Annotated in this window: 17 protein-coding genes; 12 read left to right on the top strand and 5 right to left on the bottom strand. The window is 69.1% G+C overall.

Translation table 11 applies throughout. The features are described from left to right. The first annotated feature begins 74 nt into the window (after positions 1-74). From EV137_RS28330 to EV137_RS28315, 4 genes are all read left to right on the top strand, one after another. Positions 75-782 carry a TetR/AcrR family transcriptional regulator gene (locus tag EV137_RS28330; protein ID WP_238175603.1) on the top strand — a complete coding sequence of 236 codons (708 nt, stop codon included), beginning with the start codon at positions 75-77 and terminating at the stop codon, positions 780-782. A 272-nt stretch (positions 783-1,054) separates the two neighbouring features. Continuing rightward, positions 1,055-1,345: a hypothetical protein gene (locus tag EV137_RS28325; RefSeq protein ID WP_238175602.1), complete on the top strand. Its 291-nt coding sequence runs from the start codon at positions 1,055-1,057 to the stop codon at positions 1,343-1,345. Further along, positions 1,345-2,328 (top strand): SPFH domain-containing protein, encoded by a 984-nt coding sequence (locus tag EV137_RS28320; RefSeq protein WP_134009018.1) that lies wholly within the window; start codon positions 1,345-1,347, stop codon positions 2,326-2,328. Before EV137_RS28325 ends, EV137_RS28320 begins: the two co-directional genes overlap by 1 nt. Positions 2,329-2,332: 4 nt before the next feature. Beyond that, positions 2,333-2,938 (top strand): CGNR zinc finger domain-containing protein, encoded by a 606-nt coding sequence (locus tag EV137_RS28315; RefSeq protein ID WP_134131430.1) that lies wholly within the window; start codon positions 2,333-2,335, stop codon positions 2,936-2,938. Between the two features lie 47 nt (positions 2,939-2,985). Here EV137_RS28315 and EV137_RS28310 read toward each other — a convergent pair whose 3' ends face one another. After that, complete coding sequence (locus tag EV137_RS28310) at positions 2,986-3,696, bottom strand: hotdog family protein (RefSeq protein ID WP_134131429.1); 711 nt, start codon at positions 3,694-3,696, stop codon at positions 2,986-2,988. 237 nt (positions 3,697-3,933) lie between these two features. Between EV137_RS28310 and EV137_RS28305 the strand changes: the two genes are divergently transcribed. The 5 genes from EV137_RS28305 to EV137_RS28285 all read left to right on the top strand — a co-directional run bounded on the left by EV137_RS28305 (position 3,934) and on the right by EV137_RS28285 (position 8,531). Next, positions 3,934-4,560 carry a TetR/AcrR family transcriptional regulator gene (locus EV137_RS28305; RefSeq protein WP_134009024.1) on the top strand — a complete coding sequence of 209 codons (627 nt, stop codon included), beginning with the start codon at positions 3,934-3,936 and terminating at the stop codon, positions 4,558-4,560. 137 nt (positions 4,561-4,697) lie between these two features. Next, a complete protein-coding gene (locus EV137_RS28300) occupies positions 4,698-5,654 on the top strand; it encodes an ROK family protein (RefSeq protein WP_238175601.1) in 957 nt (318 codons plus the stop codon). After that, the gene (nagA, locus tag EV137_RS28295) at positions 5,651-6,781 is read left to right on the top strand and encodes an N-acetylglucosamine-6-phosphate deacetylase (protein WP_134131428.1); all 1,131 of its coding nucleotides are present in this window, start codon (positions 5,651-5,653) and stop codon (positions 6,779-6,781) included. Before EV137_RS28300 ends, nagA begins: the two co-directional genes overlap by 4 nt. Then, positions 6,769-7,683, top strand: coding sequence for a 1-phosphofructokinase family hexose kinase (locus tag EV137_RS28290; RefSeq protein ID WP_202871183.1), 915 nt, complete (start codon positions 6,769-6,771; stop codon positions 7,681-7,683). Before nagA ends, EV137_RS28290 begins: the two co-directional genes overlap by 13 nt. Before the next feature lie 11 nt (positions 7,684-7,694). Continuing rightward, complete coding sequence (locus tag EV137_RS28285; protein ID WP_134131427.1) at positions 7,695-8,531, top strand: class II fructose-bisphosphate aldolase; 837 nt, start codon at positions 7,695-7,697, stop codon at positions 8,529-8,531. Positions 8,532-8,963: 432 nt separating this feature from the next. On the opposite strand, the gene EV137_RS28280 is transcribed toward EV137_RS28285, so the two are convergent. After that, on the bottom strand, positions 8,964-9,218 hold the full coding sequence (locus tag EV137_RS28280; RefSeq protein ID WP_134009030.1) for a hypothetical protein: 255 nt from the start codon (positions 9,216-9,218) through the stop codon (positions 8,964-8,966). 74 nt (positions 9,219-9,292) lie between these two features. Between EV137_RS28280 and EV137_RS28275 the strand changes: the two genes are divergently transcribed. The 3 genes from EV137_RS28275 (at position 9,293) to EV137_RS28265 (ending at position 11,752) form a co-directional block, all read left to right on the top strand. After that, complete coding sequence (locus EV137_RS28275; RefSeq protein ID WP_134009032.1) at positions 9,293-9,850, top strand: TetR/AcrR family transcriptional regulator; 558 nt, start codon at positions 9,293-9,295, stop codon at positions 9,848-9,850. A gap of 77 nt (positions 9,851-9,927) precedes the next feature. Next, positions 9,928-10,452: an HIT family protein gene (locus EV137_RS28270; RefSeq protein ID WP_134131426.1), complete on the top strand. Its 525-nt coding sequence runs from the start codon at positions 9,928-9,930 to the stop codon at positions 10,450-10,452. Next, positions 10,409-11,752, top strand: coding sequence for an APC family permease (locus EV137_RS28265; RefSeq protein ID WP_238175600.1), 1,344 nt, complete (start codon positions 10,409-10,411; stop codon positions 11,750-11,752). Before EV137_RS28270 ends, EV137_RS28265 begins: the two co-directional genes overlap by 44 nt. Here the strand turns inward: EV137_RS28265 and EV137_RS28260 are convergent. The 3 genes from EV137_RS28260 to EV137_RS28250 are packed head-to-tail and all read right to left on the bottom strand — an operon-like array spanning position 11,718 to position 14,025. After that, entirely contained in the window at positions 11,718-12,761 is a 1,044-nt protein-coding gene (locus EV137_RS28260; RefSeq protein WP_134131424.1) for an ABC transporter permease, read from the bottom strand. The two genes, EV137_RS28265 and EV137_RS28260, sit on opposite strands and share 35 nt — an antisense overlap. After that, positions 12,758-13,636 (bottom strand): ABC transporter ATP-binding protein, encoded by an 879-nt coding sequence (locus EV137_RS28255; protein ID WP_134009037.1) that lies wholly within the window; start codon positions 13,634-13,636, stop codon positions 12,758-12,760. The genes EV137_RS28260 and EV137_RS28255 overlap by 4 nt, the downstream gene beginning before the upstream one ends. Further along, on the bottom strand, positions 13,633-14,025 hold the full coding sequence (locus tag EV137_RS28250) for a GntR family transcriptional regulator (protein ID WP_165549724.1): 393 nt from the start codon (positions 14,023-14,025) through the stop codon (positions 13,633-13,635). The genes EV137_RS28255 and EV137_RS28250 overlap by 4 nt, the downstream gene beginning before the upstream one ends. Positions 14,026-14,057: the final 32 nt, after the last annotated feature.

Genomic DNA, 14,057 nt, shown 5'->3' with positions numbered 1-14,057 from the left:
GTGAACAGCGTTAACTGTTAACGGTGTTCACTCTAAGGTCCTGCCCCACGGCGATGTCAAGGAGAGTTTTGAAGGTGGATAGCCGAGACCGGCGGCGAGCAGCGACGCTGGCGGAGATCAAGGCGGCCGCCCGCCGGCTGCTGGTCGCCGGCGGGACCGCGGCCGTCGGTCTGCGCGCGGTGGCGCGCGAGCTCGGCCTCACCCCGCCCGCGCTGTACCGGTACTTCCCGAGCCACGAGGCGCTGGTCAGCGCCCTGATCGCGGACCTGTACGACGAGCTGACGACCGCGTTGATGGATCTGCAGTGCGCCGAGGAGGACGTCGATCTCGGCGCCCGGCTCTACCTGCTCGCGAACGGTCTGCGGGACTGGGCGCTGGCGCATCCGGCCGAGTTCGGGCTGCTGTTCGGTACCGCCGTACCCGATCCTGAGGGCGACGGTCACGAGGAGACGCCCGGGCATCAGGCGGCGATGCGGTTCGGGGCGCTGTTCAAGGAACTCGTGGCGCAGATCTGGCACCAGAAGCCGTTCCCGCACCCGGCCGACGACGAGCTCGGGACCGTGCTGGTCGAGCAGCTCACGGCCGAGTCGGAGCACTTCCACGGGATGCCGCCCGGCGCGATCTATCTGTCGCTGAACTACTGGACCCGGCTCTACGGACTGATCTGCATGGAGGTCTTCGGCCAGCTCCACTGGGTGCTGCCGGACGCCGCGGCGTACTTCGAGGCGCAGCTCTTCGAGATCGGCGGGGCGCTCGGCCTGGACTGCCCGCCGCCCGAATAAGAGAAGCCTGCGGGCGCTTCCAGAGACACGACCGGGTGGCCGAACTCAGGGTCAGGCGGACTACCTGACTGCCCGCAGGCCCGGTGGCTGGCGTTGGTTTCGGCCGACCACTTGCCCACTTAACTGTGGTTGGCGGTTAGCCCGCCGCCACCTCACGAGTCCGATAGCAATTCATGCGTTGGACCACCTCCCTTCGCGTGTACTGCGAACTTACTGCCACCCGCTTGAGGCTTCAACACAATTTCGCCCTGGGATGAACCACAATCGACGGCATGATCAGACTCGGACTGCCGGCGATCGTGTTGTTGATCGGCGCTGCCTGGTTCGCGTGGTCCTCGTACCGGCGGGCCGTGACCGCGGAGCAGGCACTGGCCACGCTGAACGCCGAACATCGGGCGCTGCTGCAGGAGGTCAGGGCACTGGAGCGGGCAGTCGCGGCTGCGGAGCAGGGTCTGCGTACGCTCAGCTCGCATCCGTCGGTGCCGCGGGACGTCGCGGTCACCGCCGACCTGACCCTCGCCGACGTCCGGCGACTGGTGGAACGCAAGGAGCTACACGACTGATGGCAAAGCTGGGGAACGCCGCGGCGGCGATCAAGCCCAAGGGGGGCGGCGGCAAGGTGAAGGTGATCGGGGTGCTGATCCTGGTGGTGATCGTGATCATCATCTTGTTCAACATCTTCAACTTCGCCAACACCGACGCCAACCGGATCGGTCTGCACTACGGCGGCGGCGTGATCGAGGACAAGAAGTTCAAGTCGGTGGTTCCGCCCGGCTCGACGAACAAGCTGATCGGCCCGGGCGACACGCTGTACACGTACCCGATCGACCAGCGCTCGTACATCATCGGCGGCGACGGCGCGGACACGGATGCTGCCGACGAGGTCACCGTGGTCAGCAAGGACAACGTCCGGCTCGGCGTCCGCGTCCAGGTCTACTTCACGCTGAACCGCAACAAGGACGTGCTGAAGTCGTTCCACGAGCGGATCGGTCTGAAGACCGAGGCGTACGAGGAGAGCGGCTGGAACGACATGCTGCAGAGCTACTTCCGCCCGCAGATCGACCGGGCCCTGTCCGCGGTCGCGACCAACTACGGCTGGGCGGAGCTGTACAACAACGAGAAGATGAAGTCGGCGTTCCAGTCCGCGGCGGCCAAGGAGTTCACCCGGCTGCTGCCGGCCGCGGTCGGCGGCGACTACTTCTGCGGCCCGGGCTACAACGGCAGCAACGACTGCGGTGAGCTGTCCTTCACGGTCCAGAAGCCGATGCCGCTGGACAAGGGCATCATCGACGGCCTGGAGGCCAAGCAGCGCGCCGAGCTCGCGAAGGCGACGCAGGAGCAGAAGAACCAGCAGGTGAACGTCGAGCTGCAGTCGGTCAAGCAGCAGGTCGCGATGCTCGGGGCGCAGGGTTACCTGCTGAAGACCGCGATCGAGTCGGGCAAGATCCAGTTCATGGTCATCCCGCAGAACGGCAACGTCAGCATCCCGGTGCCGACCACGACCAACCAGCAACCGACCACCCAGCCCACGACGCCGGCCAGGTAACTCGATGAGCGCGTTGCCGTCCCATCTCGAGCTTGTGCAGGGCGTCGTCCTGCCCAAGCCGGTCGGCGCGCATCCGGTGCTCGACTTCGTCAACACCCGGTCCGAGTGGACCACCCGTGGCACCGCCCGGACCGAGTGGCTGACGTCGTACGAGGCCTTCCTGATCTGGAACTCGTACGTCGGCCTGCTGCCGCCGGCGACCGTGTTCCGGCTGATCGAGCGGGCTGGGAGCAGTCCGATCGAAATGGGCCGGCGACTGCAGACCACACTCGATTTCCGGTCCGAGTTGTACGACGTACTCACCGGGCAGGCGACCGATCACACGTTCGCGGCCGCGGCCCGGCTGATCGAGAAGGCCTCGGGGAGACGACAACTCGTGCGCTCCGAGGATGGTCCGGTCTGGGAGTTGCCGGAGGATCTGGACCTCCCGCTGCACAATCTCGCGTTGCTCGCGGGCGAGCTACTGACCGGCTCGTCTCGCGAGCACGTGCGGACCTGCCCGTCGTGCGGCTGGTTGTTCCTCGACGCCCGCGGCCGCCGCCGCTGGTGCTCGATGGCCACCTGCGGCAACCGCGCCAAGGTCCGCGCCCACGCCGCCCGCGCTCGCTGAAGTGGGGACTGCTACGCACCTGAAGTGATCAGCGGGATTCCCCAGCGCTAATTGAAGGCGGCTGGGTCGACCGTGATCCAGGTGTGCTTGGCGCGGGCGAGGACGCGGCCGTCGGCGTCGTACAGGGTGCTGGCCGTGAACGTCTTGCGGCCGTCCTCGCCGAGATAGCGGCCGAGTGCGACGCATTCCTCGCCCGCCTCCGGGCGCGCGTCGATGCACGCGGTCAACTGGCCGAGCACGGAGGGGCGTCCTTCGAGGTCGATCGTCCAGCCGCCGGGGCAGTCGAGCGCCGCCCACAGGAACACCTCGTCGACCAGGCCGTCGGTTGCGAGGTCCGCGGCGGGCGTCCAGGTGCACGCCGTACGGCCGTCGCCGATCGGGCCGGGCTTCAGGCGCAGACCGCTTTGGTTCGCCGGCCCGCACACGAAGCAACTCGGGAACGGGTGGTTGCGCAGACCGCGGTACGCCGCCTCGGCCGCGCGAGCCTCTTCGGGCGGCACCGGATCGATCGTCGCGTCAGCGAGGAACTCACTGTCGACCGGCAGCGCTTCCGCCACCAAGGCGTCACCGTCCGTCAACCGGCCGGCGCACAGTTCGAGGTCCTTCTCCAGCGGCGGCGGCATCCGCAGTGTCACCTTCGGCACCGACTCCGGCGCGAGGTCCGCTGCCAGCGAGGTCCCGACCAGACCTGCGACATACCCGCCGTTGCCCGACCTGTCCGGCCCCTGGAATCGCCGCTCGACCCGCACAACAGTCATGGCCCACGACCCTAATGCACTCACAGGAATCACTCGTTTGTGTACGTGCCGTGGTGGAGGTGTGAAGGGTGAGAGTGCTGGGAAGGAAAGGGTTTCAGAGAAATCTGAGGATTTCTCGGAACAAGTGAGCTGAGCCCTCCAGTTCAAATGACCGTTTGAACTATGCTGACTGCAGGCTACTGCGCGTGAGCAGGTGGGGTGCCTGCGCGAGCGGTAGCCGGGGGGAAGGAGAACTCTGTGGAGACACCGGTCGAAACGACCCGGGAGAGGTTGCTCAACGTCGCCGAGCAACGGTTCGGTGAAGGGGGTTACGAGGGAACGTCGCTGCGCGCCATCACGGTTGCGGCGGCAGCGAACATCGCGGCGGTCAACTATCACTTCGGCTCGAAAGAGGCCCTGCTCCGCGCTGCCGTGGCGCGGGCGATGGCGCCGGTCAACGCCGAACGGCGGCGCCGGCTGGACCAGTTGGAGGCGGGTGCTCCGCCGACACCGGAGGCCCTGATCCGGGCCTTCGTCGAGCCCGGACTGGAACTGGTGCTGCGCCGCGGTGAACGCGGCGCCGTGGTCGCACGGTTCATCGGCCGGATCGCGTTCGATCCGAGCCGCCGGATCCGTGAGTTGTACGCGGTCGAGTCGGAGCCGATCGAGAGCAGGTACCTGGCGGCGCTGCAGCAGGCGCTGCCGCAGGCATCACCGGACGCGGTCGCGTTCGGGTACATGAACATGCTCGGCCTGCTCGCGCTCCATCAGTCGCAGGCGCTGTCCCCGACGCCGGGTGCCGCCGGCACCGAGGACCCGGGCAAACTGGCCGAGAACCTGGTCACCTTTCTGGTGGCCGCGTTCGACCACGGCCTGCGTTCCTGACACCTGGAAACCGTGGATTCCCTGCCCACGGTTCCCAGTCAGTTTGAGGACCAGCTTGCGCACTGGTCCGTGTGAGTTTGTCCGGATTCTGCTCATGGATGTTCGGACTGCCAGGTAACGCTGCATAATGGCGCTCCGTGGACCCCTGTGAAGTCGTGGTTGCCGTCGACCTCGGTGGAACCCGGATGAAGTGCGGCCTGGTCGCCGCCGACGGTGCCGTGCTGCACCGCGAGACCAGGCCGACGCCCCGGGCCGACGCGCGAGACGGTGGCCGTGCCGTGCTCGACGCCCTGCTGGAGACCGTCGTCGAGCTCAGCCAGAAGGCGACCGCGGAGGGTCATCACGTGCGCGCCATCGGTGTCGTCGTCCCCGGTGTCATCGACGCCGAGCACGGCACGGTCGGCGCCGAGAACCTCGAATGGACCGGCACGCCGGTCCTCGCCGAGCTGAAGGCCGCGGTCGGCGACGGCGTACCGATCGTGCTCGCGCACGACGTCCGCGCCGGCGGGTACGCCGAACTGCGCCACGGCGCGCTGGCCGGCACCACGAACTCGATGTTCCTCCCGCTCGGCACCGGGATCGCGGCCGCGATGATCGTCGACGGCTCCCTGGTCAGCGGCGACGGGTACGCCGGTGAGCTCGGGCACTCCAAGTTCATCCACGGCGACGCCGCCGAACTCTGCGCGTGTGGTCAATGGGGCTGCCTCGAGACGGTCGCGTCCGCGGCCGCGCTCGCCAGGCGGTACGCCGCCCGCACCGGGCGGACCGTCGACGGCGCGCGCGAGGTGATGGAACTGCTCGCGGCCGGGGATCCGGACGCCGCGCAGGTCTGGCACGACGCGCTGGCCGCCCTGATCGACGCCCTGGTGCTCTACACGACCCTGGTCGCCCCGACCCGGATCGCGATCGGCGGCGGTCTGGTGGGCGCCGGCGAGACCCTGCTGCAGCCCCTGCGCGAAGGTGTCCACGCGCGACTGACGTTCCAGCGCGAACCGGAGATCGTGGCGGCCGTCCTGGGCGAGGAAGCCGGCATGCTCGGCGCCGCCCAGATGGCCTGGGACCGCGCAGCCGCCGACGAGGAGGACAGGGGATGACGACCTATCGCGTGGGTCGCGTGGTGACGCCGGACGACGTTCTGGAGAACGCCTGGATCCAGGTGGAGGGCGAGGACATCCGCGCCTTCGGCCGGCGGTCCGAGGGGATGCCGGCCGACGGCAAGCGGCCCGAGGACCTCGGCGACGTGACCGTTGTCCCGGGGTTCGTCGACATCCACACGCACGGCGGCGGCGGGTCGACGTACTCGACCACGGATCCGGAGGAGGCGCGCAAGGTCGCGGCCTTCCACGGCAAGCACGGTACGACGACCACGCTGGCCAGCCTGGTGACCGCGCCGCTCGACGAACTCGTCGCGCAGACGGACTGCCTCGCCGAGCTGATCGCCGACGGTGTCATCGCGGGCGTGCACCTCGAAGGACCCTTCCTGTCCGAGGCACGCTGCGGTGCGCATGAGCCGACGCTGCTCCGGCCGCCGCTCAAGGACGATGTCACCAAGGTGCTGAGCGACGCGGTGAAGATGGTGACGATCGCGCCGGAGCTGGAGAACGGGCTGGACGCGATTCGTCAGGTCGTCGACGCCGGCGCGGTCGCCGCTCTCGGGCACACGGACGCGACGTACGAGCAGATGGTCGCGGGGGCCGACGCCGGTGCGACCGTCGCGACGCACCTGTTCAACGGGATGCGGCCGTTCCACCACCGCGACCCGGGCCCGGCCGGCGCCGCGCTCAACGACGAACGGCTGCTGCTCGAGGTGATCAACGACGGCATGCACCTGGACCCGCAGGTGGTCCGGGTCGCGCTCGCGGCGGCCGGGGTGAACCGGATCGCGCTGATCACCGACGCGATGGAGGCGACCGGGATGCCGAACGGCCGGTACAAGATCGGCAGCCTCGAGGTCGACGTCAAGGACGGTCTGGCGACGCTCGCCCACGGCAGCCACTCGATCGCCGGCAGCACCCTGACCATGGATGTCGCCTACCGCAATGCGGTGAAGTCCGGGGTATCCCTCGTGGATGCGTCCCGGATGGCGTCGACGACGCCGGCGCAGGCGTTCGGCTGGTACGACGTGGGCTCGATCGAGACCGGGAAGCGGGCGGACCTGGTGCTGCTCGACGACGAGTACGCCGTACAGAAGGTCATGCGGGCCGGGTCGTGGCTGGATTGATCGGTACCGTCACCCTCAACCTCGCGCTGGACGTCACGTACGAGGTCGACGAGTTGCGGGTCGGCGGCAGCCATCGCGTCGACCGGATCCGGCGGCGCGCGGGCGGTAAGGGCGTGAACGTCGCGCGGGTGGCAGCGACGCTCGGGCACCAGGTGCTGGTGCTCGGATTCGTCGGCGGGGTCACCGGTGAGCTGGTCGCCGAGGAACTGTTCGACGCCGGGCTGACCGCGCTCCTCACCCCGATCGCCGGCGAGACCCGCCGTACCGTTGCCATCGTCAATGATGTGGACGGGGACGCCACGATCTTCAACGAGGCCGGGCCGACGGTGACCGCGGACGAGTGGCGAGCGTTCGGCGACCGGATGCCGTGGGGACGGCTCGGGGTGCTCGCCTGCTCGGGCAGCCTGCCGCTGGGGCTGCCGGCCGACGCGTACGCCGAGATCGCGGTCCGCGCCCGGCACCACGACGTACTGACGGTGATCGATGCGGGCGGCGATGCGCTGAACGCCGCTGCGCGCGCCGGTGCGGTGGTGCGCGCGAACGCTGCCGAACTGCGTGCTGCCGTTGGCGACGTCGAGGTCGAGGAGGGTGCGTCGGAGCTGGTCGCGCTCGGTGCGACCGCGGCCGTGATCACCGACGGACCACGCGGGATGGTTGCTGCTAGCAAGAAGGGCGTCTGGCGCGCGTTACCGGTCGAGACCGTGCGCGGCAACCCGACCGGTGCGGGCGACGCGTGTACGGCGGTCGTCGCGGCAGCTGTCGCGGAATCGCCGGAGCCGGACTGGTCCGTCGTACTCAAGTCCGCTGTCGCCGCTTCTGCTGCCGCTGTGCTGACACCTGTTGCCGGAGACATCGATCTCGCCGCTTATCGGCGCTGGCAACCCCAGGTCATCGTTAATTAGAAGGAGTTCCCATGCCGTTGGTATCCGGTGCCGAGGTCGTGCTGGCCGCGGCCAAGGCCGGCCGTGGGGTCGGCGCGTTCAACGTGATCCAGCTGGAGCACGCGATCGCGCTGATCGCGGGTGCCGAGCAGGCCGGTGCGCCGGTGATCCTCCAGATCAGCGAGAACGCGGTGAAGTACCACGGTGCGCTGAAGCCGATCGGGGTCGCGACGCTGGCCGCGGCGGCCGCCGCCACGGTGCCGGTCGTCGTACACCTGGACCACGCGATGGATCGGGACCTGGTCACCGAGGCCGTCACGCTCGGGTTCACGTCGGTGATGTACGACGCGTCCAAGCTCGAGTACGCCGACAACGTCGCAGCGACCACTGAGGTGACGGCCTACTGCCACGATCACGGTGTCTTCGTCGAGGCGGAGATCGGCGAGGTCGGCGGCAAGGACGGTGTCCACGCGCCCGGCGCCCGTACCCGTCCCGACGAGGCCGTCGCCTTCGCCGAAGCGACCGGCGTGGATGCGCTCGCCGTCGCGGTCGGTTCCTCGCATGCGATGACCGAGCGTACGGCGACGCTCGACTTCGACCTCATCACCCGCCTGCACGAGGCTGTCGCCGTACCGCTGGTCCTGCACGGCTCCTCCGGTGTCGCGGACCCCGACCTGACCCGGGCGGTCGAGGCCGGCATGACCAAGGTCAACATCGCCACCCACCTCAACAACGTCTTCACCGACAAGGTCCGCCAGGTCCTCGCCGACAACCCCAAACTGGTCGACACCCGCAAGTACCTCGGCCCGGCCCGAGACGCCGTCGCCACCGAGGTCGCCCGCCTGCTCGGCGTGCTGAACGCGGCCTGACCACCCACCCCACCACGGGGACAACCTGTCACCACCCCGAACGCCCGCCCCGGCCGACGGCGTACAAGCTCGACAGGTAGAGCACCAGCGAGACACCGTACGCACGACGACACTCACGCTCAGGTGCACTACCCAGCGACCCGACACCTCCTGTCCAGATTGCACGCGCCGCCCGTCATCGCGCCACCTCAACCACCCACCCCAACACGAGGGGATATCCCGTCTCGTCAGGGGTTCTCCCCTGGTATGCGAGGGGAGAACCCAACACGCGGACGGATATCCCCTCGTGTTGGGGAGTGCGGCGGTAGACGGCGGCCCGGTGAGCGCGATGCGGTGAGCGTGGTGCGGTGAGCATTGTGCGGCGAGGGGGGGCGAGGGGGGCGAGGGAGGGCGGGTGCGAGGGAGGGCGGCGGGGCGAGGGCGGGTGGTTGGTCAGAGGGTTGCGCTGCCGCGGATCCAGTTGGCTCGGAGGTTGTCGCGGGCGCGTTGGACCTGGTCGCGGGCGGCCGGGTCGGGGACCTCGAAATCCTCGATCAGGCGGGTCAGGGCGAGCTCCAGCGCCGCGACCAGCGCGTCCTCCTCGGTGAGGTCGGACTCGGCCACTCCTCGCAGACCGGCCGCGAGCGCGGTCAGTCCGTCCCGCTCCTGCTCGGTGAACCGCACCTGGATCTCGGTCCTGGTCTCCACGCGTGCTCCCTCGGTGGTTGGTACAGTCATCGTGCAGTGCAACAACCTCGTTGCACAAGAGTGAGGGGTCGCGGATGACGGTGGCGGTGGACGAGACGCTCCGGACGGCGACCATCGCCGTACTGGCCGAGCACGGCTGGTCCGGCGTGACCCTGGAACGGGTCGCGGAGAAGGTCGGACGCTCCCGGGTCACGCTGTGGCGGCAGGGATTCACCGTCGAGATGCTGCTGAACTCGCTGCTCGACGCGCTGGCCGAGGACTACCGGGACACGTTGTGGCCGGTGCTCGCCGGCACGGGGTCCGGTCGGGAAGGGCTGATCCGGACGCTGGAGGCGCTCTTCGACGTGATCGACCGGCATCTGCCGCTGATGCTGTCGTCGGACCTGGTCTTCCATCAGGAGCAGGCGCGCAACGGGCCGGTCTCGTTCCTGGACCCGTTCGAGCGGTTCCTCCGCGAAGGCGAGGCGGACGGCACGCTGCACCCGCACGGCCGGGTCAGCGACGTCGCCGAGGTGCTGATGGTCTCGGCGGCCTTCACCTACGTGCACATGCGCGGCCGGCACCACTGGTCGCGGTCCCGGGCCCGGCGGCTCACCCTCGACCTGGTCCTCCGCGGCGTCCTCGAAGCGTGAAACACGCCTGTTGCATTTCTTGCAACGAGCATGTTTCACTAGGTGGCATCATCAGCTCCTGAACACTGGAGACCGCCATGACACTTCCGTACGCCGAACCGCTGGTCCGCCTCGAGCCGCAGCCCCGGGTGATCCCCGAACCGCCCCGCGTCGGTGAGCCTGGCGGCCCACACTGCGGCCTGTGCGACTGGCTCGACGACTTCGAGAACTCCGAACACGAACCGCCACTCTGGTACGACGACGACTGGGCGCTGTGCCGCGCCACCGGCGTCACCATCCCGGGCGTGGTGTGGCTGGCCAGCCGCGGTCACCACGACTCGTTCTCCGACCTGCCGGACAAGGTGGCGCAGAGCTACGGTCCGGTCGTCGCACGCATCGAGCGGGCGATCCTCGCCCTCGGCGACATCGCGCGGGTGCACGTCTATCGTTGGGGCGACGGTTCGGCCCACTTCCACGTCTGGTTCTTCCCGCGTCCGCTCGGGATGCTCGAGGCGCGCCGGGAGATGCTGCCGCTGTGGGCGGACCTGCTGCCCGAAGCCCCCAAGGAGGACGTCGCCGATGCCGAAGCCAAGATCGCGGCGGCGATGGCGGCGGACCACTGAGATGAACGCCGACCGCCCCGGCCTCGAGGACGCGGCTCACCCGGGGCGCCCCAGCCCTCCGCAGAGCGGTCCCGCGCTGGCGCGGCGGTTGGGAGTGGGAGATGCGGTGCTCATCGGGCTCGGCTCGATGGTCGGGGCCGGGGTCTTCGCGGTCTGGGCGCCGGCCGCGCAGGCCGCCGGGTCCGGTCTGCTGCTCGGCCTCGTCCTCGCCGCGATCGTTGCCTATTGCAACGCGGCGTCGTCGGCGCAATTGGCGGCCGTCTACCCGGTATCGGGCGGCACCTACGTCTACGGGCGTGAGCGCCTGGGGGAGTGGTGGGGGTTCGCCGCCGGCTGGTGTTTCGTGATCGGCAAGACCGCGTCGTGTGCCGCGATGGCGCTGACCTTCGCAACCTACGTCACCGACGTCGGCTGGTTGCGACGGTTGATCGCCCTCGCGGCGGTCCTCGCGCTGGCGGCCGTCAACTACCGGGGCGTGACGAGGACGGCACGCCTCACCAGGATCCTCATCACCTGCACCCTCGTCGTACTGGCCCTCGTGCTCGTCGTCCTGTTCACGGGTGCCCCGCAGCATCACGAGACGACCAGCACCTCGCCGTACGGCGTTCTGCAGTCGGCGGGTCTGTTGTTCTTCGCGTTCGCCGGCTACGCCCGGATCGCCACGATGGGGGAGGAGGTCCGGGAGCCGGCGCGAACCATCCCGCGGGCGATCACGATCGCGCTGGTCATTGCCATCGGCATCTACCTGGCCGTCGCACTGGCGCTGCTGCGGACCGGCGACCCCGCGTCGACCACGGCGCCCCTCGCGGCCGCGGTCGACGGGGTCGGTGCGGTCTGGGCGGTACCGATCGTCAGGATCGGTGCCGCACTTGCCAGCCTCGGCGCCCTGCTCGCCCTGATCGCCGGCATCGGCCGCACCACGCTCGCCATGGCCCGCAATCGCGACCTGCCCACGTGGCTGGCCGCAGTACATCCCCGCTACCAGGTCCCGCACCACGCCGAGCTCGCGCTCGCCGCGGTGGTCGGGATCCTCGTCCTCACGACCGATCTGCGGGGCGTGATCGGCTTCTCGTCGTTCGGAGTCCTGCTGTACTACGCGATCGCGAACGCGTCCGCCTTCACCCAGCCGGCCGATCAGCGCCGCTGGCCGCGCGCCGTCAACGTGATCGGCCTGACCGGGTGCGTCGTCCTCGCGGTCACCCTGCCGTGGACGTCGGCGGTCGTCGCCGCGGCCGCCCTCGCCGCAGCCCTGCTGGTACGGCGCTTCACGACAGGTCGCGCCGGATCCGCCAGAAGCTGAACCCGCACAGCAGCAACGCCAGCCCCAGGAACAACCCGAACTCACGCCACTGCAACGCCCAGAACGTGTTCGCCGTGAAGTACCGCACGTGCTGCCGGTACCCCTCGTCGGACAGCCGCTGGAAACACGCGGTGCGGTCCGCGGTGCTCGTCGGTTGCTGAGTCATCCCGGGTGGTGCTGGTGCGCAGGCGGTCACCCAGGACGGCAGCTTGGCCGCCTCGCCGGACTTGTCCACGGTCTTGTCGGACAACTTCCACGCCCCGACCGATCCGGTCGCGACCTCCATCATCGTCACCTGCGGATTCGGTCCGTCTCCGCTGAGCCCGAAGCCCCGGATGTTCTCCGCGGACGCGACGACGTACTGGTCCGTCGGTGCGAGCAGGTGCGGCCGGACGAACGACGGTGTGAGGGCCTGCACCAGGATCACGGCGGCCAGGGTGATCGCGAGCGCCACCAAGGTCCGCCGTACGACGAGTCCCACCGCGACGCCGAGGGCGAACGCGAAGGCCGTGTACCCGACCGGAACCAGGCCGCGGGCGGCGAAGACCGGTGGAAACAGTCGCGGCAGATAGCTGTTCGAGTCCTGGCCGGCGTTGATCGCGTCGTCGATCGGGTCCGACCACCACGTCACCGCCAGGCTGAGGAGGCCCGTGATCCCCATCGCGGTCAGGCCGGTGACGCCGAGTTTCGTGGCCAGCCAGCGCCAGCGGGAGATGCTCTGGCTCCAGACGAGCCGGTGCGTACCGGTCTCCAGTTCACGCGCGATCAGCGGCGCGCCCCAGAAGGCGCCGATCACCGGAGGTACGGCGTACAGCAGGAGTTGACCGACGCGGTACAGGATCGGGTTGAGCCGTTCGTACCCGAGGCTCTGGATGAAATTGGTGGTCAGGCGGTGGTAGTCGTCGAGCAGATTCGGGCCGGTCACGGCCAGGAAGACCGCGGTGGCCAGGATCACCGCGGCGACCACCAGGAACTGGATGCGGAACTGTCGCCAGGTCAGCCAGATCATCGCTGCACCTCCAGGACCGGGCGCTCGGGCTGGACGTCGCGGCCCATGTAGGCCAGCACCAGGTCTTCGAGCGTGAGTTGGGAGACCGTCCAGGCCGGATCCAGGATCGGCTTGTCGGTCCGGATCAGGTACGTCGACTGGCGGTCGGTGTGGCTGGCCGTCACGACATGCTGGTCGCGTGGCAGGTCCTTCTGGTCACGCCGCGGACCGGTCAGCCGGAAGTGCGTCGCCAGCAACGTGTCGATCTCGCCGCTGACCTGCACCCGCGACTCCACCAGGACGATCAGGTAGTCACAGGCCCGCTCGACATCGGAGACGAGGTGCGAGGACAGTACGACGCTCAGCTCCTGGTCGGCGACCGCCTCCATCAGGTCCTGGAGGAACTCGCGCCGGGCGAGCGGATCGAGCGCCGCCACCGGCTCGTCGAGGATCAGCAGGTCGGGGCGCTTGGCCAGCCCGAGCGTGAGCGCGAGCTGTGCGCGCTGACCGCCGGACAGCCGCCCGGCGCGCTGCTTCGGGTCGAGCTTCAGGCGCTGGATCCGTTGCTGTGCAAGGGCATCGTCCCACGCCGGGTTCAGCCGCGACCCGAGCCGCAGATGGTCCGCGACACTCAGTCGGCTATACGTCGGCGTGTCCTGCGCGACGTACCCGACCTTCGCCTGTTGCGTGCCCGCCGGCGCCGACAACACCTCGACAGACCCGGCGGACGGCGTGATCATCCCGACCGCCAGATTCAGCAACGTGCTCTTACCGGCACCGTTCGGCCCCACGAGCCCGACCACATGCCCAGCCGGCACTTCCAAATCACAATCGGCCAGCGCCCAGCGCCGCCCGTACTTCTTCCCCAACCCATGAGCCTGCAGAACTGTGGTCACGCTATGTCCTCCTGAGCGGCGGACCGAAAGGTGGTCAGGAACAGGGCTTCGATGCTTTCGTCGTCGAGGCCGGCTTTGCGGGCCTTTGCCAGCCAGCGGCGGAGGTCCTGGCGGAGCGGGCCGTGGGCGGCGAGTGTGTTGTCGGTGAGGGTGCGGGTGACGAACGTGCCGCGCCCGGGCCGGGCCTGCACCAGGCCTTCGTGCTCGAGCTCGCGGTACGCCTTGAGCACGGTGTTCGGGTTGATCGCCAGCGCCGCCACCACGTCCTTCACGGTCGGCAGCTGGTCACCCTCCCGCAGCAGTCCGAGCCGCAACGCGTTCCGGACCTGCTGAACGATCTGCTGGTACGGCGAGACCCCCGACCGGCCGTCCAGATGGAACTCGATCATCGATAACCCCATTCATCTATGTAACTAGCACT

This window comes from Kribbella pratensis (assembly GCF_004366075.1).
Lineage (GTDB): Bacteria > Actinomycetota > Actinomycetes > Propionibacteriales > Kribbellaceae > Kribbella > Kribbella pratensis.
This window is presented reverse-complemented; position numbering and strand designations above follow the sequence as displayed.